The sequence below is a fragment of the Serratia sp. 2723 genome (assembly GCF_050434425.1).
Taxonomy (GTDB): domain Bacteria; phylum Pseudomonadota; class Gammaproteobacteria; order Enterobacterales; family Enterobacteriaceae; genus Chania.
This window is the reverse complement of the sequence record NZ_JBNDIN010000005.1, coordinates 140,021-160,162: the sequence shown is the minus strand read 5'-3', so window position 1 is coordinate 160,162 and position 20,142 is coordinate 140,021. Positions and strand designations below refer to the sequence as shown.

19 protein-coding genes are annotated in these 20,142 nt (G+C 54.0%); 7 read left to right on the top strand and 12 right to left on the bottom strand.

Annotated features, from left to right (window positions below; translation table 11 throughout):
* Positions 1 to 69: 69 nt before the first annotated feature.
* From tus to ABIE29_RS09580, 5 genes are all read right to left on the bottom strand, one after another.
* Entirely contained in the window at positions 70 to 1,005 is a 936-nt protein-coding gene (gene tus / locus ABIE29_RS09600) for a DNA replication terminus site-binding protein (RefSeq protein WP_429618600.1), read from the bottom strand.
* Between the two features lie 174 nt (positions 1,006 to 1,179).
* Positions 1,180 to 2,247, bottom strand: coding sequence for a metal-dependent hydrolase (locus tag ABIE29_RS09595; RefSeq protein ID WP_429618286.1), 1,068 nt, complete (start codon positions 2,245 to 2,247; stop codon positions 1,180 to 1,182).
* Positions 2,235 to 2,960 carry a hypothetical protein gene (locus tag ABIE29_RS09590; RefSeq protein ID WP_429618284.1) on the bottom strand — a complete coding sequence of 242 codons (726 nt, stop codon included), beginning with the start codon at positions 2,958 to 2,960 and terminating at the stop codon, positions 2,235 to 2,237. The genes ABIE29_RS09595 and ABIE29_RS09590 overlap by 13 nt, the downstream gene beginning before the upstream one ends.
* Complete coding sequence (locus tag ABIE29_RS09585) at positions 2,957 to 4,198, bottom strand: MFS transporter (RefSeq protein WP_429618283.1); 1,242 nt, start codon at positions 4,196 to 4,198, stop codon at positions 2,957 to 2,959. The genes ABIE29_RS09590 and ABIE29_RS09585 overlap by 4 nt, the downstream gene beginning before the upstream one ends.
* Entirely contained in the window at positions 4,191 to 4,910 is a 720-nt protein-coding gene (locus tag ABIE29_RS09580) for an SDR family NAD(P)-dependent oxidoreductase (RefSeq protein WP_429618282.1), read from the bottom strand. Before ABIE29_RS09580 ends, ABIE29_RS09585 begins: the two co-directional genes overlap by 8 nt.
* Positions 4,911 to 5,017: 107 nt before the next feature.
* Between ABIE29_RS09580 and ABIE29_RS09575 the strand changes: the two genes are divergently transcribed.
* Positions 5,018 to 5,605, top strand: coding sequence for a TetR family transcriptional regulator (locus tag ABIE29_RS09575; RefSeq protein WP_429618280.1), 588 nt, complete (start codon positions 5,018 to 5,020; stop codon positions 5,603 to 5,605).
* 127 nt (positions 5,606 to 5,732) lie between these two features.
* On the opposite strand, the gene ABIE29_RS09570 is transcribed toward ABIE29_RS09575, so the two are convergent.
* On the bottom strand, positions 5,733 to 6,989 hold the full coding sequence (locus ABIE29_RS09570) for an MFS transporter (protein ID WP_429618597.1): 1,257 nt from the start codon (positions 6,987 to 6,989) through the stop codon (positions 5,733 to 5,735).
* A 144-nt stretch (positions 6,990 to 7,133) separates the two neighbouring features.
* On the opposite strand from ABIE29_RS09570, the gene ABIE29_RS09565 reads away from it, so the two are divergent.
* From ABIE29_RS09565 to bioD, 3 genes are all read left to right on the top strand, one after another.
* Positions 7,134 to 8,036: a LysR substrate-binding domain-containing protein gene (locus ABIE29_RS09565; RefSeq protein WP_429618279.1), complete on the top strand. Its 903-nt coding sequence runs from the start codon at positions 7,134 to 7,136 to the stop codon at positions 8,034 to 8,036.
* A gap of 144 nt (positions 8,037 to 8,180) precedes the next feature.
* Positions 8,181 to 9,398, top strand: a complete 1,218-nt coding sequence (gene mlc, locus ABIE29_RS09560; RefSeq protein ID WP_429618277.1) for a sugar metabolism global transcriptional regulator Mlc — start codon at positions 8,181 to 8,183, stop codon at positions 9,396 to 9,398.
* Between the two features lie 267 nt (positions 9,399 to 9,665).
* Positions 9,666 to 10,346 (top strand): dethiobiotin synthase, encoded by a 681-nt coding sequence (bioD, locus tag ABIE29_RS09555; protein ID WP_429618275.1) that lies wholly within the window; start codon positions 9,666 to 9,668, stop codon positions 10,344 to 10,346.
* On the opposite strand, the gene clcB is transcribed toward bioD, so the two are convergent.
* Entirely contained in the window at positions 10,334 to 11,614 is a 1,281-nt protein-coding gene (clcB, locus tag ABIE29_RS09550) for a voltage-gated ClC-type chloride channel ClcB (protein WP_429618273.1), read from the bottom strand. The genes bioD and clcB overlap by 13 nt on opposite strands.
* A gap of 107 nt (positions 11,615 to 11,721) precedes the next feature.
* Positions 11,722 to 13,092 (bottom strand): cytochrome c peroxidase, encoded by a 1,371-nt coding sequence (locus ABIE29_RS09545; protein ID WP_429618595.1) that lies wholly within the window; start codon positions 13,090 to 13,092, stop codon positions 11,722 to 11,724.
* A 362-nt stretch (positions 13,093 to 13,454) separates the two neighbouring features.
* On the opposite strand from ABIE29_RS09545, the gene ABIE29_RS09540 reads away from it, so the two are divergent.
* Complete coding sequence (locus tag ABIE29_RS09540) at positions 13,455 to 14,948, top strand: MDR family MFS transporter (protein ID WP_429618272.1); 1,494 nt, start codon at positions 13,455 to 13,457, stop codon at positions 14,946 to 14,948.
* A gap of 42 nt (positions 14,949 to 14,990) precedes the next feature.
* Here the strand turns inward: ABIE29_RS09540 and ABIE29_RS09535 are convergent, their stop codons facing one another.
* Both ABIE29_RS09535 and ABIE29_RS09530 read right to left on the bottom strand, forming a co-directional pair.
* A complete protein-coding gene (locus ABIE29_RS09535; RefSeq protein ID WP_248945352.1) occupies positions 14,991 to 15,290 on the bottom strand; it encodes a DUF1161 domain-containing protein in 300 nt (99 codons plus the stop codon).
* A 77-nt stretch (positions 15,291 to 15,367) separates the two neighbouring features.
* The gene (locus ABIE29_RS09530) at positions 15,368 to 15,727 is read right to left on the bottom strand and encodes a DUF1283 family protein (protein WP_429618270.1); all 360 of its coding nucleotides are present in this window, start codon (positions 15,725 to 15,727) and stop codon (positions 15,368 to 15,370) included.
* Between the two features lie 133 nt (positions 15,728 to 15,860).
* Between ABIE29_RS09530 and ABIE29_RS09525 the strand changes: the two genes are divergently transcribed.
* A complete protein-coding gene (locus tag ABIE29_RS09525; protein ID WP_248945353.1) occupies positions 15,861 to 16,187 on the top strand; it encodes a YnfA family protein in 327 nt (108 codons plus the stop codon).
* Positions 16,188 to 16,230: 43 nt separating this feature from the next.
* Here the strand turns inward: ABIE29_RS09525 and ydfG are convergent, their stop codons facing one another.
* On the bottom strand, positions 16,231 to 16,977 hold the full coding sequence (gene ydfG, locus ABIE29_RS09520; RefSeq protein WP_429618268.1) for a bifunctional NADP-dependent 3-hydroxy acid dehydrogenase/3-hydroxypropionate dehydrogenase YdfG: 747 nt from the start codon (positions 16,975 to 16,977) through the stop codon (positions 16,231 to 16,233).
* Positions 16,978 to 17,042: 65 nt separating this feature from the next.
* On the bottom strand, positions 17,043 to 17,567 hold the full coding sequence (locus tag ABIE29_RS09515) for a GNAT family N-acetyltransferase (protein WP_429618267.1): 525 nt from the start codon (positions 17,565 to 17,567) through the stop codon (positions 17,043 to 17,045).
* A 376-nt stretch (positions 17,568 to 17,943) separates the two neighbouring features.
* Between ABIE29_RS09515 and scpA the strand changes: the two genes are divergently transcribed.
* Entirely contained in the window at positions 17,944 to 20,121 is a 2,178-nt protein-coding gene (gene scpA / locus ABIE29_RS09510) for a methylmalonyl-CoA mutase (RefSeq protein WP_429618265.1), read from the top strand.
* Positions 20,122 to 20,142 lie beyond the last annotated feature (21 nt).

Here is a 20,142-nt window from a genome sequence, read left to right as displayed (position 1 = left end):
ATGCCGGAACTGGAGTTATATCAAGTTTTCCAGGATGGCATTCTTGAGCGGATCCCTTGCGATCGTTAATTATCCCTCAATATCGGTATACAGATGCAGGCGTTTCACCAGCAGGCGCAGAGGCTTAGCCTCCGGCTTATATTTGTGTTTTACCGCCGTCACATCGTAATTGAGCAGTTCACCGATCTTCGGTACCAGTGCACCCATCTCTGGTTGGCACAGGGCAATCAGCGGCAGCGGGCAGGGGTGTTGCACCTGCTTTTGCTGCGGTTGATACCATACTCGCGCGATTGGCTGCACCTTCACTGGTCGTTTGATTTTTAGCATCGCGTTCTGCGGCAGGCGACTGACATCGTCAATTTCGCGGCTCACCAACTCGGCCCACTGTTCGCGGTTGAAGGGCGGGACGGCGCGCCCGGCTTTCTGGCTTTTCTCCAGCTGTGCCAGGATATCGTCGCGTTTCACCTTCTTGATGATGTGCTTGTTGGCCCAGCCAAAGCGTACCGAGTCCGGGTTGGTGAGCAGGGTAATGGATCGATAGGCGCTGAGGGTGATCAACCCGTGCAGGTGGGTGTGCACAAAGTCAAAACGTTGCTCGGGTGCCAGGCCAGACTCTACGGTAATGATTTGTTCCAGCTCCGCCTTCAGCCGGTTGATCAGGGCGATCTGCTGTTGTAGCGCCAGATAATCGGCTCGCTCGGTCTCAAGGCAAATCACACCGGGCAATCTTACCGCCGCCTTGCTGCTGATATGCTGGCGGTTGTGGTGGATAAACAGCCGTTGGTAGTGTTCCAGGGCAAGATCACGGGCTGCCTGGCCGACATGTTGCTCAACGCTGATCTGTTCGATGGCGGTATGTTCCTTACCTTTCTCTATTTCTGGCAGGCTGAACACCCTTGCTGCCAGCAACCGCAACGGCTGGATTTGCTGGTGGAGTTGCGCCAACGCCTGTTCCAACTCGCTAAAACGCGCATTCATTCTGCCGATCAGGCTGTACTTATCCATCATCACCTCGCATTTTAGTTACAACATACATTGTAGGGCAGAATAACCAGGGTGGCAACTTCAGCCTCCGCGTGGAAGTTGCTTAACAGCGGAAAATCCTGCATACATACGACGGTGAAGGTGAGGAGCACGAAACTAATCCAGCATAAACCGTGCTCCATCGATGCGCCCTGATCAAGGGACTGCTTTACTGTCAAATATGCGCCTCAACACCCAGCCTAGCGTGTTGGAAAAATTAGCCGATGTGGGTAATTGGGTAATTTCGGGGGCGACTGACCAAACGCCATGTTCATCTGTGCCAGCAATGTCATAGCGGAAAAGATAGTCGGGTTCTAATCCCATGCGTAGATCGGTAAGGATCAGACGAAGTTCACCATCGTTTCGTTGCTGCGTGTGGACAGCGAAAAATCCATGTGTGAACCACCGTAGACGTTCCAACTGCGGCTCGGATATCAACTGCTCCAGTTTAGCGTTGTCGCTTGGGTAAAAAGTAAATGGCATTGCCTCCCGATCTGCAACAAGGGACCGGTCACCGATCCAGTAACCTTTGGGTTCTATCACGATCACTCGCCATGCCAGGGTGTTGAACGGCAGGGGGGTTGAAAAACGTGGTGCATTTTGTAAGTTCAGAACCGCCAGGCTTTGCGATGCCTCCCTGTCGATCAGTGCTTTGGCACCGACACTCCATGCCAGGTAAACCGAACTCACCAGCAAGCCCGCTACCAGCCAGTTGCGTGCTGCCCTGTCCCGGCCTGGCCCATTTGTTTGCTGCAAGGATTGGGAGGTTAGCCGCCAGGCAGCAATAACCCCTGCCAGCAAAGGTACGGTATACAACGGATCAATGATGAAGATTGACGCCCACATTACTGGCGGGGTCTCCATGGGCCAGAGCAACTGGGTACCGTAGACGGTAAAAGCGTCCAGCAAAGGATGCGTTATCAAGGCAAGCCAGATCGCCAACAGCCACCGCAACGGGGATCCCTGCACCAGGCTGCTGCGGGATTTGAGCACTAACCATAGCAATAGTCCCAACACCGTTAACATCAGGAGTGAATGCGATGGCCCCCGGTGCCAGGTCACTTCTGTAACAACATCACGGCTGAACAATTTAAACCAAATCACATCCAGATCGGGCAAAGTCCCGAGTATTCCGCCAGCCAGTATCGCCATACGTCGATGGCGTGGAGGGACGACAAGTGCGGCAACAATGCTACCAAGAACAATTTGTGTTAATGAGTCCATGGCAGGCTCCAGCGGTTGGCATTATCGATCTGTTGGGCACTCTGTCGCTTTATCCACCGGTCATGTAACCATTGTTCCGTCTTGCGGCGAGCAAGTAAGGTTGCCCATTGCAGATCTCGCTCGAACAGCATGGGTTTCTCATCACTGCCAACGATGACCCAGAACCAACTTCCATCGGTGAGATTACGTGCCTTGAATTTTACACCGGTGATCTGAACTGTCTCACTACGGCCAGCATGTGTAATACGCACCGGTTCACTGTGGGGAGCGACAGAGGAAACCCTCATGTTGACCAGTAAATCAGGCGCAGCTCTGCGCAGGAATTCTGTTGCAATCTGCTCAGAACGCTCTCGGGATGGTAAAGGCTTTCCTGCCAGCTCTAGCGAGATGTTAGCAAAACCTTTGAGTGCTCCATCGGGTGAGATCACAGTACTAAAGTGTTCCCCCTCCAGGAAGGCATTCCGTCCGTCACGCCTTTCGTAGCGGCTAAGCACTACGGGCTTACCATCCAGAGTAACTGAACGCTGACTGGTGAGATGATGAGTATCAGGGATGCTGGCTGAGTCATGACCCACTGCGCCAGAGGCCGCCTGCAAGGCGAAAGTAGAAAAACTAGCCGTAAGCCCGATACCGATGTGGAGCACCAGGACAAAGCGATAGAGGCTCCACCAGGCAGCGAGGACTGAAGTGAGCGAAGAACGTTTGGTGTTCATGATTTCCTCTGGGATGGGGCAAGTGATGCGCTTTTCATCACGCAGATACTGGCCAGTAAAAGCACCACCGTAAGCCCGATCAGGAGAGGGACGAAACCGGGTGCCAATGACACGATAAGCGGGCCAATACTGGCGCCGATGAACAAGACAAAGCCATTGAGCGCCATGCCAGCTGCGCGGTCAGGCGCGGCCAGATCGCCAAATCGGCTGATCATTGCCGGGACAGCCAGAGCGACACCGGTAACGAAGAGCAGGCTCCCGATGGCAATACCTATTATCGTCTGCGACAAAATCGCCTCCAGAGTGAGGCCGACAGCTGCAACCAGGTAACCTGCACTTGCGACGCTCGGCATCCCGAATCTGTTTGCAAGCGGCCCAACCAGCAAAGCCATGAACATTCCTGGCAATCCAGACAGGCGAAGTGCAATGACCAGATCAGGATCCAGGTTCACCCCTGCCAAATGTGGCCCCAACGATGTATACATCGCGACAAAAGACAGGAGAAGTGTGATGTGCGCGCATGAAAGCAGCACAATGGCAGGCCGCATGGCAATCTTGCCTAATGCGATGAAACGATGGCCCAGGTGGCCATCGACGGCAGTACGGGAGGGTTCCTGGATCAGTAGCGCAATGAATGGGATCACGGCCACCAGGCCACTTCCCGTGGCGACAAATACCCAGATCCACCCCCATTGTAGCGCCACCCAGGCAGCGAACACTTGCCCCAGGATACCCGCTACGAGAAAAGACGTCGACATGGCCCCGATGGCAATTGCCCGATGACGTGGCGATACCGCTTCGGCGAGATAGGCAAGCGCCGCAGGGGCGAAACTGGACGCAGCAAGCCCCTGCAACATCCGTAGTCCCGCCAACCAGGGCAATGAAGGCGCAAAAACGCAGGCGAGTGTGGCAACCGACAGTGCACTCAGCCCAACCAGCATGATTGGCCGACGACCATACTGATCGGATAACGGCCCCCAGAGCAGGAATCCTCCAGCATAGGCCAGGCTGAAACAACTGGCTAGCGCGAACGTGATTGAGCCTGGTGTTGCCGAACTGAAGGATTGACCGACAGGTGTGAGTAGAGGGATAGCCAGATAAAGCTGGGTCAGCACCAACAATGCAACTATGACCAGCAACGTAACCTCACGCCCACTGGCGTAATGAACTCGGTTGTGGTGGGCGTTGTTGCTGGCGGGGTTAGCCGCCAGAACTGTAGTGTGGGTGTGTTCAGCCATAGAATCCTGTTTCCGATACCGGAACGGCTCCTCCAACCATAACGGAGTGTACCTGACGTGCTGTATGCAGTTGCCAGAATTGTTCAGCGATGTCCACCGGTGCGACGGTATCACTTTTGCCAATACCGCCTGGCGTTCCCTCAACGAAACCATTGACGACTACTTCACCGACATGAATGTCTCGTGGTGCGAGGGTATGCGCCAGGATATGGGTGGCTTTACGTTGCGCAGCAACACTGATGGCCAACGCAGCATAATCGACGGCAAACGCATTGATTTGCGGGTGATCCAGTGCCATGACGCCGCTGGTCACCAGTACTGTACCTTTCGATTTGGCAAGGTCATCCAGGCTCTCCTGTACGGCGGCGATATAGCCAGCAACCCGAAGATCGAAACTCTTGCTCAGATCCGTTGGGGAAGTGGATAGCAGGTCGCCTTCGATATCGAGAAAGACGTTCCAGTGCAGGATACCAATGGGCCCCAGTATCTCACGGATATCCTTGACGACATGCCGTATCGCTTTAACGTCGCTCAAATCGGCCGAGAAAGCCTGAACCTTGATACCTTCGGCCGTCAGTTCTGCTACCGCTTTGGCAAGACGTTGACCATTGCGCGCAATCAGGGCGACAGGATGACCAGCCTTGCCAAAACGGTGAGCAACCGCGTGGGAGATCCCCGGGCCGTGTCCACAGATAAGAATGGTGTTTTTCATAGTTGATACTCCAGTTAACAGGTAAAATTACAACTCCAACGTTTCAGTTGGAAATTACTATAGTATGATTACGTAACAACCACAACCGATAGTTAAGAGAGAAAAAAATGGCCTGGGATACAGAAGGGACGAAACGTAAAATTCTGCAAGCAGCGATGGCTGAATTTGCCCAGTTTGGCCCGAATGGCACCACCCATGAACGGATTGCCAGGCTGGCAGGAGTAAACAAAGAACGTGTTTACAATTACTTTGGTGACAAATCGGCGTTATTCGCAGTCGTGTTACGCAATGAGTTGGCCAAAGTGGCGCTAGCTGTGCCTGTACAATCTTTTGCTGTCGAAGACATTGGAGATTACGCGGGGCGGGCTTATGACTATCACCTCGAGAACCCTGAGCTTAGCAGGCTTATGCGCTGGGAAGGTCTAGCTTATGATGCAGAGGTGCCGGACGAGGAACTGCGACGTGAATACTATGGATACAAGGTTCAGGCCGTAGCTGACGGACAGCATCAGGGAGTTGTTACCCAGGCCCTCGACGCGGATCACCTGGCTTTTCTGATATTGGCTCTTGCCGGATGGTGGTCTGCAGTGCCACAGGTCGCGCGTATGTTTACGGGGCCAGACAGCACAGAAGAGCATGCCAGACGGAGAGCTTCTGTCGTAGAGGCAGCCCGACGCCTGGCAACAGCCCCATAAAATGAATGATGGAAAACGCGGCAAATACCAATCAAGCAAAAATTACGACGGTAGTGCTTCCCAGTCATAATAAGTGCAGAAGGGGCACAGCCTGTGTGCCCCTTGGTTGTTTTCCCTGAGCAAGGGATTAAATACGCGCGGCTTCCGGTAATTTCTTCAGATAATGGCCAACCAGCAGGGCCAACAACAGCATCACGCTGATAAAGGCGACTACGCCTCCCCAGCCGAAGTTATGCCAGAACAGGCCGCCCAGTGTACCGGCAACGCTGGAACCTACGTAGTAACAGAACAGATACAGCGAAGAAGCCTGGCCTTTGGCTCGGCGTGCGCGGCGGCCAATCCAACTGCTGGCAACCGAGTGGGCGGCAAAGAAGCCGGCGGTGAACAGCATCATGCCAATAAAGATCACCGCGACAGGGGCCAGGGCGGTGATCAGTATCCCGAGCAGCATAATGATAATGGACGCCAGCAGCACCGGGCCGCGGCCAAATCGGGAGGTCAGGGCACCCGCTTTGGGTGAACTGTAAGAACCGGTGAGATACACCACTGACAACAGACCCACAATGGCCTGGCTAAGATGATAAGGATCGCTCAGCAGGCGGTAGCCGATGTAGTTGAACATCGTCACAAAGCTGCCCATCAGCAGGAAACCTTCGGCAAACAGTAGCGGTAGACCCTTGTCGTGCCAATGCAGCTTAAAGTTAATCAGCAGCGTTCTTGGCCGTAATGAACTGGCGCGAAAGTGTTTGGACGCGGGCAGAATGCGCCAGAACATGCAGGCCGCCGCCAGGGCAAACACCCCAATCACCGCCAGCGAGATCCGCCAGGAGAAGAAATCGGTGAGCACCCCGGTCACCAGGCGCCCGCTCATCCCACCGATCGAGTTACCGCTGATATACAGGCCCATAGAAAAGGCTACGAAGCTCGGGTGGATCTCTTCGCTCAGATAGGTCATACCGACGGCCGCAACCCCGCTCAACGAAAGCCCAATCAGCGCCCGCATCAGCAAGATGCCGTGCCAACTGGTCATGAAGGCACAGATCAGCGTGCAGATTGCCGCCAACAGCAGGGCTACCACCATCACCGACTTGCGGCCAATCGCATCTGACAGCGGACCGGTAAACATCAGGCCTATGGCCAACAATCCAGTGGAGAAGGAGAGAGAAAGACTGCTTTCGGCCGGGGAAATGCCAAAATCTTGCGAAAGCACCGGCAGGATCGGTTGCACACAGTACAGCAACGCAAAGGTAGCCAGCCCGGCAGAGAACAACGCCAAGGTTACGCGCATAAACTGCGGTGTACCGCGTTCGATGTAGGGGAGTTTATTTAGCGTGGTGCGTTTGGTGGTTGGAGCACTGTCAGGGGCTGGCAGCGTTTTTGGCATACTGGCCGCAGAACGCGAAACGGTTGTCACAACTGTTCCTTACCGGGTTCGGGAGATGAAAAACAGGCTTTGAATCACAAAATCATAGGGAGCGGCCAGTTTTTTGTCTAATATATTAATCAACCTAATTAAGATGTTTAAAGTATGAATATCGAGCTCAGACATTTGCGCTATTTTGTCGCCGTCGCCGAAGAGCTGCATTTTGGCCGGGCTGCAGAGCGGTTACGGATTTCCCAGCCGCCCCTTAGCCAACAGATCCAGGCGCTGGAGGAGATGGTGGGGGCGCGTTTGCTGGCGCGCAATAATCGTAATGTCAGCCTGACCCAGGCGGGGGAGATGTTCCTGAAAGAAGCCTATCAGGTGCTTGCCCAGGTCAACCGGGCGGCAGAGAAGGCGGCGCGCCTGGAGCGTGGCGAACTGGGTGAACTGACGATTGGCTTCACCTCTTCGGCTCCGTTTATCAGCGTGGTTTCCCGTAGCTTGCGAGCATTTCGCCAGTTATCTCCAGATGTGCATATCAAAATGCGCGAGGTGAACACCAAGCAACAGCTTGAGCCGCTGCTCAACGGTGACCTGGATCTGGGCGTGATGCGCAATACCCGCTTGCCGGAGGCATTGCAGCATCAGTTGTTATTACGCGAGCCCTTGCTTGCCGTGGTACCGAATGGCCATCCGTTAACCCAAAAGGCAACTGGCACGCTGCGTTTCAGCGATTTGGCTCTGGAACCCTTCGTGTTCTTTTCCCGTGAAGTCGGCACCGCACTGTACGACGAAATTCTGGCTTTGCTGGCCAATGCCGGGATCGCCCCTTACATCACGCAGGAAGTGGGAGAAGCGATGACCATTATCGGTCTGGTCGCGGCCGGGTTGGGGATTTCCATTCTGCCGATGTCCTTTGGCCGGGTGAAGATCGATGGGGTGACCTATCTCCCCTTGGCCGAACCCGAGGCGATGACCGAGGTCTGGTTGGTGCATCATCGCAGCAGGCCGTTAACGGCTGCGGCCAAGGCGTTAATGGCGCTGATGCTCGGGCCAAAAGCTGGGTAAATAAGAGACGTTTTTGGACGGAAATCTCGGTGAATCTGTGCTGTTAATCACATAACGAATCAAATAGTTGACGCTGTATTCCAAAAGCCCCACCATAGCCTCTAATCTTTATTTAGAAGCGCGAAAAATAGCAGGAGCGGGTGTGTGATTGCGGATGGGCAGCCTGGGCATATTGATCAGATCAAGCAAACCAATGCAGGGGCAGTTTACCGGCTGATAGATCGGCTGGGGCCGATTTCGCGCATCGAATTATCCAAGCGGGCACAGCTGGCGCCAGCCAGTATCACCAAGATAGTGCGTGAACTGCTCGAAGCGCATCTGGTTAAAGAAACCGAATATCAGGAAGTTGGTAGCCGTGGCCGCCCGGCCGTTGGCCTGGTGCTGGACACCGAAGCCTGGCATTACCTTTCTGCACGTATCAGCCGTGGCACTATTACCCTGGCGTTGCGCGATCTCAGTAGCAAGCTGGTGATTGAAGAACTGCTGCCGCTAACAGCCGAACATCCTGAGCCATTATTACAACGCATCGTCAGCGAAGTAGACCAGTTTTTTATCCGCCACCAAAGCAAACTGGAACGTTTAACCGCCATCGCCATCACGCTGCCTGGCATGATTGATACCGCTGCAGGTATTGTTCACCGCATGCCGTTTTATGACATCAACGAAATGGCGTTGGGGCCAGCGCTAGAGGCACTGACGGGCCTGCCGGTTTATGTTCAGCATGATATCTGTGCCTGGACAATGGCAGAGGCGCTGTATGGCGCATCCCGTGGCAGCCACAACGTCGTTCAGGTCGTCATCGATCATAACGTCGGCGCAGGGGTGATCACTAACGGACGCGTACTGCATTCGGGCAGCAGCAGCGTGGTGGAGATTGGTCACACACAGGTCGATCCTTACGGAAAACGCTGCTATTGCGGTAACCATGGTTGCCTGGAAACGGTCGCCAGCATTGAAAACATGTTGGAAATTGCCCAGCAACGTCTGGGAGGGTCGATGTCTTCGATGCTGCATGGCGCGCCATTGACCGTGGAGTCCTTATGTGACGCCGCGCTGGCAGGGGATCAATTGGCCAAAGATATTATTCTTGGCGTCGGGCACAGCGTTGGGCGCATCGTGGCGATCATGGTCAACCTGTTCAACCCGGAAAAAATCCTGGTAGGTTCGCCGTTGAACCGTGCCGCAGAAATCCTGCATCCGGCGATTGCTTCGTGCATTCGTCAGCAATCCTTGCCTGCGTACAGCGAGCATGTGCAAGTGGAATCCACCCAATTCTTCAACCAAGGCACCATGCCGGGAGCCGCGCTGGTAAAAGAAGCCATGTATAACGGTTCTTTGCTGGTCAAGTTGCTACAAGGTTGATTTACCCTGTAGTTAGGCGACAAGCTTATTCATACTCAGGAGCTTTGGTAAGTGACTGAGGTGGATAAGTGCAGGTAACAACGCTACAACCTGAAATCCATCGGCTATATTAATTATTCTTATCAGAGTTTCTTATTATTTACCGCCAAAAGATTGAGCTACCTCAAGCCCCTGTTGAGTTGCATCCCCTAGACTTTTGCCGTAGGACGACTCTCGTCGTGATTTACGGCGATTTTTCAGGTTAACGAGGTTCAAGGCAATCTATTCATGTTAAAGCGTTTATTTGTTACAGGCACGGATACCGACGTAGGCAAAACTGTGGTTTCTCGCGGTTTATTGCAGGCTTTCGCCGCGCAAGGTCGCTCAGTAGCGGGTTATAAGCCCGTTGCGACAGGCTGCCAGGAAACCAGCGAAGGCATTCGCAATAGAGACGCTTTAGTTTTACAGGCCTCTTCCTCATTGCCGCTGTCCTATGACGAAATCAATCCGATCACCTGCCTGGATGAGGTGTTTCATGCCCATGCAACCCAGGATATTGATTACGGACTGATGAGCCGTGGTTTGCACCATCTTGCCGCCAAGGCCGATACGGTAGTGGTTGAGGGCAGCGGCGGCTGGCGGGTATTGATGAACGATCTCCGTCCTTATGCCGAGTGGGTGGTGCAGGAACAACTGCCGGTTATCCTGGTGGTTGGGATCAAGCTGGGCTGTGTCAGCCACGCGTTATTGACCGCACAGGCAATTATTAACGATGGCTTACCATTGCTGGGCTGGGTGGCTAATCGTATCAACCCTGGTTTAGCGCACTATGCTGAAACTATCGATGCGATGCAGCAGCGTATTCCGGCTCCGTTGCTGGGGGAGATCCCGTATCTGCCGCGCGCGGAACAACGTGAGCTGGCGCAGTATCTGGATGTTTCGCAGCTGGTTGATCGCTACACATTGTGATAAACCGACAGCGGGCGTAGTCCACGAGCAATCGTGGTGGCGATAACGCAAGCCAACAGAATGCCCGGCAGCAGGGTATATTCTCCGGTCATCTCAAACACCATTAATGCTGCCATAATGGGCGCATGAGTGGTGGCAGCCAGCAATGTCGCCATACCGGTCAACGCCAGTAGGATGGGCACTGCAGTACCCAATTCCGGCCACAGGCCAAACATCTGGCCCACTACCGAGCCCAATGCGGCCCCCACGAATAAGGTTGGCGTGAACACGCCACCAGGTGCACCTGAACCACTACTGGCCAGTAGTGCTAACAGTTTGCAAATCAGGATCGCACCGACCAGCAACATCCCCGGTGGTGCCGAGAGTAAAGATTGCACCACGCTATAGCCATTTCCCCAGACTTCGGGATACAGCAAGGAAAGCAACCCGACGATCAGCCCGCCAAGTGCCAGCTGTAACGGTGGTATGAGGTTGAGCGAGCGAAACGCCCGGCCGCTGGCCGCCATCGCCCACAGAAACAGCGGGCCACAAACTCCCGCCAGTATGCCCACCAAAGCCATTAACAGATATTGCACTGGCCAGGGAGCAGCAAGTGGCTCCACGATATAGAGCGGAGCCTGGCCACCGTTCAGCAGATTGGTCATCAGCAGCGCGCTCACGGCGGCGATCACCACCGGGCCAAGCGAGGCCAGCATCAGGGAGCCAAACAGGATTTCCGCGATAAACAGGCTGCCAGCCAGCGGGGCATGATAGGCGCTGGCCATCCCGGCAGCGGCCGCGCAAGCTACCCACAATTTCCATTCTTTCGCCGGCGTAAAGCGCTGGGCAAACACCGATCCCACCAACGCCCCCAGCAGGATCATCGCCCCCTCGCGCCCAATGGTGCTGCCGCTGGAAACCACCAGCAGTGAGGCCAGGCATTTTATCAGGCTGGCGTTAACGGCCAGCCGCCCGTCACCGGCTTCAATCGCTTCCATATAATCCGTTGGAGCGATGGGTTTTTGATGTTGGTAACGCTGGTAGATCCACAACAAAAAGCCCGCTGCCAATCCACCCAACGCTGGCGTCAACGCTCTCCGCCATCCGGGTAGTGCGGCAGCAGCGGCCACCAAACTGCCTTCATCGTGATCCAGCAACAGCCATTCAAGCCCGAGCATGGCGCGGTGAAATAACCACACTGCCAACGCAGCACAAATGCCGAGTAGGATGGCAATAAACAGATGGCGCAGCAGGGCGCGATAGTGATGCAGAGGGACCAATTGTTTCATGCGTCGGCAGATGGTGAAGAATAAGAGGTTCAGGTGGGCATTGTGCTTGTCTACCCACCTGAAAACCAGAGAATCTTTATCAGAACCCTGGCGTTGTGGTTAAAGTATTAACCGCCCGGAGGCGTGGCAGGCTGATATTTACCGCTCATGCCTTCCAGCAGCGCGACCAGATCCTTGATATCACTGTCTGGCAGGGTAACGCCAACCTGATAGGTCAGCATATCCTTGATCGCCTGATGCAGCGAAGTCACGCTGCCATCGTGGAAGTAAGGGGCGGTTTGGGCGATGTTTCGTAACGTCGGGGTTTTGAAGCGGTGGCGATCGCTATCATTTTTAGTGACGTTGTAACGCCCAAGGTCGGCCTCGGTGGGGTTGCCGCGAGCGGTAAAGTAATCTGCTTTCAGCCCCATCACCTCATAGGATTGGCCGCCAAGGTTGACCCCGGTATGGCAGGTGCCACATTTGTTTTGCTGGAACAGCTGGTAGCCGTGTTTTTGCTGCGCCGTCAGGGCGTCATTATCGCCTTTCAGGTAACGGTCAAATGGGCTGTCTGGGGTGATCAGCGTCTTTTCGAACTCGGCAATGGCGTCGCTAATGTTATCGCCGGTGAGACCGTTAGCATAGACACGCCGAAAATCGGCCTTCAGCACAGCGTCCTGATCCAGTTTGGCGATGATTTCATCCCAGGACTTAGAGGCCATCTCGATCGGATTCATCGGCGGGCCACCGGCCTGGGCCTGTAAATCTGCCGCTCGGCCATCCCAAAACTGCGCCATATTGAAGGCCGCATTAAACACCGTCGGGGCGTTGATTGGCCCGACCTGATCGCCAACCCCCAACGATGAGACGCGGCCATCCACGCCACCTTCGCCCAGCTTATGGCAGTGGGCACAAGAGATGCTGTTATCTTTCGACAGGCGCGGATCGTGGAACAGCCGAAAGCCCAGCGCCACCTTCTGCGGATCGGTAGGTAGCGAGGCTGGTAATGGTTGTAAGGCGGCACCGCGCAGTTCGGCTGGCGTATCCGGCCAGGTGTAGAATTGTTCACGCTGTTGACGGATCCAGCTCAGCAGTTCATTGCGATCGCCATCGCTGACGTTTCCGGCCCAGTGAACCATCTTATACAATGGTGGTGGCATCTCCTGGTTTTGCAGCACGGCTTCCAGCTTGGCCAGATCAACTTCAGGCACCGCAGCATTTTGTTGTAGAGCGGAGCGGGTAGCATCGAGGTTGAAATGCTGAGTTCCACGGAGGATATCCTGCGCCATAATCTGTTTGGCGATCGGCAGCTCGGCATAGAAGGGAAGTTGAGCCGAGCTGGAGTGGCAATAGTCGCAGCCATTGCGGGTTAACAGGGTATCGATTTGATTGCCAGCAATGACGGGGTTACGTTGTTGATCGTAATGGTAGACATAGCCGACGGTTCCTAAATAGCCGACGACGGCGATAACGGCACATCCCAGAAAAATTTTTTTAATCATGTTCTCGCTCCAATGAGTTCACATCCAAATAGCCCTACATATAAAGAGGTAATAAAAATGGGCAAATCAGATTGTCACGGTCAGGGGCGGTTAGCAACTTGATTAAAATCAATCACTATCATTGGTGTGCTATCGTTCGGATAGGTTCTAACGATAAAGCAGGTGTGGCGTGGTTTACAGGCTGTTTCTAAGAAATACCCTATTATTCAATAGGGTGACTATTTATAGGTGACGCTGTCACAATTTTTAATTGGTGCGTTGTTGCGGGCTCCTGATGCGGAACGCTCCCTGACAAACCGCAGAGTATCCCTTGGCTGTTATACTCCGGGGAAAAAGACATAGGGACACATGATAAACTGATGACCACTAACATTTCTTCGATCACTGCTCAGGTAGCCCATCGGCCGTTGATCCTTTTTGCCTGCATGCTGGCGATGTTTATGTCTGCCATCGAAGCGACCATCGTCGCCACCGCGATGCCGACGATTATTAGCGACCTGGGTGGTTTTTCGTTGCTAGGCTGGGTGTTTTCGGTCTATTTGCTGGCTCAGGCCATTACCATCCCGATCTACGGACGGTTGGCGGATTTATATGGCCGGAAACCCATCTTTTTCTTTGGCGCCACGCTGTTCCTGCTGGGATCGATCCTGTGCGGCTTTTCATCCAATATGTATTGGCTGATCGCCTTCCGCCTGCTGCAAGGGCTGGGTGCCGGGGCAATCATGCCGATCGCTACCACCGTGATCGGCGATATTTATAGCGCGACCGAACGGCCAAAAGTGATGGGATATCTCTCCAGCGTCTGGGGCATTTCGGCGATTCTTGGTCCGTTACTGGGTGCGTTTATCGTGCAACACACGTCTTGGGCTCTGGTATTTTGGGTCAACCTGCCCATTGGTCTGCTGGCGATGTATTTCCTGGGGCGCTACCTGCCAGACCTCAAGCAGGGGCGCAAACATGCGTTGGATCTGGCGGGAACGGCTTGGCTGACGATCTTTGTCGCAGCATTACTGCTATCACTCTTGCAGGCGGAAATGCTGGGATGGTGGATCATACCGCTGCTGGCGTTGGCGTTAGTGGCGCTGAACCTGTTAATCCGTCAGGAGCGTCGTACTCCTGAACCATTGTTCCCGCTGCTCCTGTGGCAAAACCGCGTGATTGTGGCCGGTAATATTGGCGGCGTGGTGATCGGTGCTGCCATGATGGGCATCAGTGCCTTCCTGCCAACCTTTATCCAGGGTGTGAAGGGGGGAACTCCGCTGGAAGCAGGTACCACGTTGGCCTTGATGTCGATTGGCTGGCCGCTGGCCAGTATGCTGAGCGGGCGTTTGATGCTGCTGACCTCCTATCGCACCACGGCACTGTTTGGCGCGCTGCTGTTAGCTTCCGGTGGCTTTATCCTGCTGCTGTTACAGCCTTCCGGTGGTTTACTGTGGGGGCGGGTTGCGGCGTTTATCATCGGCGTCGGCATGGGGTTGTGCAATACCACTTTTCTGGTCTCGGTCCAGAATGCGGCACATTACAGTATTCGTGGCATCGCAACCGCCTGCACGGTATTCACCAGGATGGTCGGATCGGCCATCGGTACCGCCATTCTTGGGGCAACGTTGAATATCAACCTGCATCTGCGTCTGCCACAAACGGTTGATCCAGTGCAGCAGTTGATGGAGCCAGAGGTACGCAACACCATGCGGCCAGAGGCGCTGGCGGATCTTACTGGGCATGTCGCAGCCTCAATGCATTGGGTATTCCTGGTCTCGGCGTTGATATCGCTGTTTGCCTTGGGCGCGGCTATGCTGATCCCGGCGCGCCATCGGCCACAGGGTGAGGGTGAAGAGGTTAAGCAGGCGTAACAAAGAAGAGGGGCGCAGTAACGTACTGCGCCCTGGAGTCGGTTACTGCGGGGCTTGGGTATCCTGGCTGGTGCCAGTTTGCGCCGCGTCGCCGCTGTCGTCACCGTTATTCAGGCGGGTATACACAATTTTCTGCGTGTCTTGACCACAATGGCCAACAACCTGTCCACCGGCAAGGTTCGCCTGATCGTTAGGTACGATCTCCAGCTTGAAGCCGGATTCCGGCACGCCGTTATTGACAATCTTCTGGGCAATATCCGCCTTTATGCTCTCACATGAGGCAAAAGCGGCCAGTGGTGCGGTGGCTAACAGCAGTACACCTACTACAAGCGCTTTTTTCATCATTGGATCCTTATTTGAGACGAATGTTCTTGGTCAGGATAGCAGCATCTGGTTGAATTATTTACCCTTGCTGACCATTACCGAGTGACTGGACGGCCAGTGGTGCGATCCAGACACTTACGGGTTGAAGGCTCCCAATAGGCATTAACGTTGTAGCTGTTATCACAACGATCTTCGTCGTCAATAGCACGGTCAACCTTGTCAAACTCTTTCTCGACGCGGTTATTGACCTTGCTGCGCAGCGATTTGGTTTCGTTCCACTGTTCTTTGCTTTGGCGAGCCTGTTCGTTGCTCATGGCTGCGCTGCCGCTGCCGTCAACCGTGACGCAGGTGCTACCCTGGGTGCAAGAGGTTGCGAAGGCAGGGGCCTGCCAGGCACCGGCCAGCAATAACATGGCAGCCGGTAACATCAGGCGCGGAAGGGAAAGTAATTTCATTGTTTCATCCTTATAAGTGAGTGTTGCATCCACCAGCAACACTGGCTGTAGCATGGGGTAAATATATCACTGTGCTGTTATATTGCACCAGCGCATCGCCTTGTTCGTTTAATTTAGTGAGAGAATACCGGTAATGTTAAAAACCACTTTACTGTTTTTTGCCACGGCGCTGGCCGAAATCATTGGCTGTTTCTTGCCGTATCTGTGGCTAAAGAAAAACGCCAGCGCCTGGCTGTTGCTGCCTGCGGCTCTCAGCCTGATGATGTTTGTCTGGTTGTTGACGCTGCATCCGGCAGCCAGCGGACGAGTCTATGCCGCCTATGGTGGCGTCTATGTGGCAACGGCGCTGCTTTGGCTGCGGGTGGTAGATGGAGTGAAGCTGTCGACCATGGATTGGTTGGGGGCCGGGGTGGCACTGCTGGGGATGCTGATTATCGTTTCCGGCTGGCGGACTGCGTGAAGCTGGAATGGCAGGGTTGGTGTCCTGCCATTGAATTGGGCCATTAACTGCGATGAATACTCAGCCCGGCAAAGGACTGGCTAACCGGCATCATTTCCAAGGTATTGATATTGACACGGGCAGGCAGCGTTGCCACCCAGAATACCGCTTCAGCAACATCATCCGGCGTCAGGGCATCTACCCCTTGATAGGTTTTATCTACTTTGCCGTCATCCCCTTTAAAGCGTACGTTGGAGAACTCGGTGCCGCCAACCATGCCTGGCTCAATATCGGTAACGCGAATATGGGTACCATGCAGATCGGCGCGTAAACCCAGGCTGAACTGCTTAACGAAGGCCTTGGTCGCGCCGTAAACGTTACCACCGGCATAAGGCCAGTTGGCGGCGGTGGAGCCGATGTTGATCACATGGCCAACGTTGCGTTCCACCATGGCTGGCAGCAGCGCGCGGGTCATGTTGACCAACCCTTTGGTGTTGGTATCGATCATGGTTTCCCAGTCGTCCGCGTTGGCTTTGTGCGCAGGCTCCAGGCCCAGCGCCAGACCAGCGTTATTCACCAGCACGTCAACGTTGCGCAGCGCTGCGGGTAACTCTTCGATGGCCTGCTGGATCGCCGCCCGGTTGCGGACATCCAAACGTACGATATGCAGTGCCTCGCCGAGTTCTGCCTGCAGCGCCTCCAGACGCTCTACACGACGACCAGTAGCAATCACCTGATGGCCAACACCGACAAATTTGCGGGCAATTGCTTCACCAAAACCGGAGGTAGCGCCCGTGACAAAAATAATCATGCTGCTGTTCCTTAACTGTTTTTAGCCTGCATCCACTCTAACGCGGTTGCGTTGACCCTGCAATTTTAACCGGTGATGGCCGGCACGTGGTAAACCACACAGTCGTATTTGATATTCTCGCGGCGGCCTTGCACGGTGCCACCCAGCGACTCGGCAATACGGCGACTTGGCGTGTTTTGTTCGGCGACGGGGTAGATGAAGTACGGCGGGTGGTAGTGTTCGCTGACCCAGGTAGCCATGGCGTGCACGATTTCGCGCCCATAACCCAAGCCATGCAGACTTTCTTTTACCCAGATGCCCAGCTCGGGTGTCTGGCTGTGCAGATTATGCACGCCGCCCATGCCAACGAATTGCTTGCTATCACGCAGCCGTGCCACAAAGATGACTTCTTCGCCTTCGCGGATCAACGGCAGCCAGCCTTCCCAGACGTTGGCAAACGCCTCGGGAGACTCTTCTGGTTCAAAGGTCATAAAACGCGTTAGCGTAGGGGTGATCGCCTGGTAAACATCGTCGGCGTCTGCTGCGGTAAAGGGGGCAATCAACAACCGGTCGGTGTTCACACGGCACTGAGTAAGGTCACTGTAGATCATTATTATTACCTCGCTTTTCAGGCCTAAAACGGCAAAAATCCGCTCCCGTTAAAACGGGGCGGATCATCGATATTACGTTGATTAGCGGCAGAAGCGACTTATTTTTTCATCGGCGTGGAAACGGGCAAGATCCCGTTGGCGGTTTTCATTGCCGCTTCGGCTTTGAGCGTATTGCCATCCAGCAGCGCCAACAGACCTCCATCCTAATCAGGCAAGGTTTGTGATGACTGAAAAAATAGAAAATCCTGGCCTGTTTTCATTTTGTTTCACTTTTTTTTGTGACGGCGGTTGGACTTAAATATCGCCATGGCCTAGCTTTAAATTTCATGCCTATTTCCAGTTTAATGCCTCTTTACTGAAGTCGCTGAGGTGTGCCATGAAATTACCCGAATCTGATGTAATGCCAGAAGATTTAGATTATTTTGAGTCGAAAGAGAGATTAATAAATCCTTATTTATCCGATGTGTTACCGTTAAAAGTGGTTTATACCCACGATGATATAAAGGACATCGGCCATGTGCACTCATTACCGGGTATGCCACCTTATGTCCGGGGGCCGAATGCCACAATGTACAGTGTCAAGCCCTGGACCATTCGCCAATATGCCGGTTTCTCTACCTGCCAGGAGTCCAACATATTTTATCGCAAGGCGATGGCTGGGGGCGTTCAGGGAATTTCAGTGGCGTTTGATCTCGCCACCCACCGGGGTTATGACTCGGATCATCCGCGTGTCACTGGGGATGTAGGCAAAGCCGGTGTGGCAATCGACTCCGTTGAAGATATGAAAGTATTATTCGACCAGATCCCTCTGGGCAATATGTCCGTGTCGATGACCATGAACGGTGCCGTGCTGCCTGTTTTAGCCGCCTATATTGTGGCGGCAGAAGAACAGGGTGTCACACCGGAACAACTGAAAGGCACCATTCAGAACGATATTTTAAAAGAATTCATGGTGCGAAATACCTATATTTATCCGCCTGTTCCCTCGATGCGTATTGTCTCCGATATTATCGCTTATACATCGAAAACGATGCCGAAGTTTAATTCAATTTCAATTTCCGGCTATCACATGAAAGAGGCGGGTGCCAGTGATGTCCTGGAGCTGGCTCTGACACTGGCCAATGGCAAAGAGTATGTGCAGGCTGCATTGGAGCAGGGGTTGAACGTTGATGATTTTGCTGGCCGCCTGAGCTTTTTCTTCGGCATCGGCATGGACTTTTATCAGGGGATCGCCAAGCTACGCGCTGCTCGTCTGCTTTGGTATCAGACCATGCAGGCTTTTAACCCGCAACGTTCAACCTCACTGATTTTACGTACCCACTGCCAAACGTCGGGTTGGTCGTTAACCGTGCAAGATCCCTACAATAACATGGTGCGTACTACCGTCGAAGCGATGGCCGCGGTGTTCGGGGGAACACAATCATTGCATACCAATGCCTTTGACGAGGCTATCGGTTTGCCAACGGATACCTCAGCTCGCCTGGCGCGCAATATTCAGTTGATCCTTCAGGAAGAAACGGGAATTTGTGCGGTAGTTGATCCCTGGGCCGGCTCATACATGATGGAAAAACTCACCGATGAAATGGCTGCCGGGGCACGGACGCTGCTGGAAGAAATCGCGACGATGGGCGGGATGTTAAAGGCCCTGGAATCAGGCTGGGTCATGCAACAAATCAGCGCTTGCTCAGTGCGGACTCAGGCGAAGATAGATACGGGGGCACAGGTGATCGTCGGGGTGAATAAATACACATTGCCGGGTGAAAGACCGGTCGATTATCGCGAGGTAGATAATAGTGCAGTGCGTAATGCACAAATTATCCGTCTGAAAGCCTTGCGTGAGGCGCGTAATCCCCAAGTGGTGAGCCAGGTTCTGGAGGCTTTGAGGCGTTGCGCCGAGTCCGGCGTGGGAAATCTGCTGGAGCTGAGCGTGCAGGCAATGCGAGCCAGGGCTACGGTCGGTGAGGTTTCTGCGGTATTGGCTGATGTTTGGGGCCGCTACCGTACGAAACCCCAGGTTGTGAAGCGTCTGTACGGCGAATCATTAGCAGATAATCACCAATGGCAGGAGCTACGGCAAAAGCTGGCGATGTTTCTTCACCGGCATGGTAGAAAGCCTAAAATCATGATCGCCAAATTGGGCCAGGACGGACACGACCGTGGCGCTAAAGTGGTGGCAGCAGGCTTTGGCGATCTGGGGTTTGACGTCGACTTGGGCGAATTATTTATGACCCCGGAGGAAGCGGCAGCTCAGGCGCAGAGCTCTGGCTGCCACGCCATTGGCGTATCGTCGTTAGCGGCGGGACATAAAACCCTGGTGCCTGAATTAATTAATCAGCTAAGTAAAAAAAACATGAATAACATCATGGTATTCGTCGGAGGTGTTATTCCCCAGCAGGATCACGATTTTCTTTATCAGTGTGGCGTGGCAGATATATTTGGACCAGGTACACCGCTATTGGTTTCTGCTCGTCGTGTATTTGAGCACATAGAACGTATTGAGCAACAAAGTAATAACTCTGTTTATTCAAAAAACCAATTAAAACAAGCGAATTAATAGAACCTTTGACTCTCTTTT

Bases quoted from the DNA above. Each gene is read 5' to 3' on its own strand.
- tus (WP_429618600.1), bottom strand. From the start codon at position 1,005: ATGGATAAGTACAGCCTGATCGGCAGAATGAATGCGCGTTTTAGCGAG.
- ABIE29_RS09595 (WP_429618286.1), bottom strand. From the start codon at position 2,247: ATGGACTCATTAACACAAATTGTTCTTGGTAGCATTGTTGCCGCACTT.
- ABIE29_RS09590 (WP_429618284.1), bottom strand. From the start codon at position 2,960: ATGAACACCAAACGTTCTTCGCTCACTTCAGTCCTCGCTGCCTGGTGG.
- ABIE29_RS09585 (WP_429618283.1), bottom strand. From the start codon at position 4,198: ATGGCTGAACACACCCACACTACAGTTCTGGCGGCTAACCCCGCCAGC.
- ABIE29_RS09580 (WP_429618282.1), bottom strand. From the start codon at position 4,910: ATGAAAAACACCATTCTTATCTGTGGACACGGCCCGGGGATCTCCCAC.
- ABIE29_RS09575 (WP_429618280.1), top strand. From the start codon at position 5,018: ATGGCCTGGGATACAGAAGGGACGAAACGTAAAATTCTGCAAGCAGCG.
- ABIE29_RS09570 (WP_429618597.1), bottom strand. From the start codon at position 6,989: ATGCCAAAAACGCTGCCAGCCCCTGACAGTGCTCCAACCACCAAACGC.
- ABIE29_RS09565 (WP_429618279.1), top strand. From the start codon at position 7,134: ATGAATATCGAGCTCAGACATTTGCGCTATTTTGTCGCCGTCGCCGAA.
- bioD (WP_429618275.1), top strand. From the start codon at position 9,666: ATGTTAAAGCGTTTATTTGTTACAGGCACGGATACCGACGTAGGCAAA.
- clcB (WP_429618273.1), bottom strand. From the start codon at position 11,614: ATGAAACAATTGGTCCCTCTGCATCACTATCGCGCCCTGCTGCGCCAT.
- ABIE29_RS09540 (WP_429618272.1), top strand. From the start codon at position 13,455: ATGACCACTAACATTTCTTCGATCACTGCTCAGGTAGCCCATCGGCCG.
- ABIE29_RS09535 (WP_248945352.1), bottom strand. From the start codon at position 15,290: ATGAAAAAAGCGCTTGTAGTAGGTGTACTGCTGTTAGCCACCGCACCA.
- ABIE29_RS09530 (WP_429618270.1), bottom strand. From the start codon at position 15,727: ATGAAATTACTTTCCCTTCCGCGCCTGATGTTACCGGCTGCCATGTTA.
- ABIE29_RS09525 (WP_248945353.1), top strand. From the start codon at position 15,861: ATGTTAAAAACCACTTTACTGTTTTTTGCCACGGCGCTGGCCGAAATC.
- ydfG (WP_429618268.1), bottom strand. From the start codon at position 16,977: ATGATTATTTTTGTCACGGGCGCTACCTCCGGTTTTGGTGAAGCAATT.
- ABIE29_RS09515 (WP_429618267.1), bottom strand. From the start codon at position 17,567: ATGATCTACAGTGACCTTACTCAGTGCCGTGTGAACACCGACCGGTTG.
- scpA (WP_429618265.1), top strand. From the start codon at position 17,944: ATGAAATTACCCGAATCTGATGTAATGCCAGAAGATTTAGATTATTTT.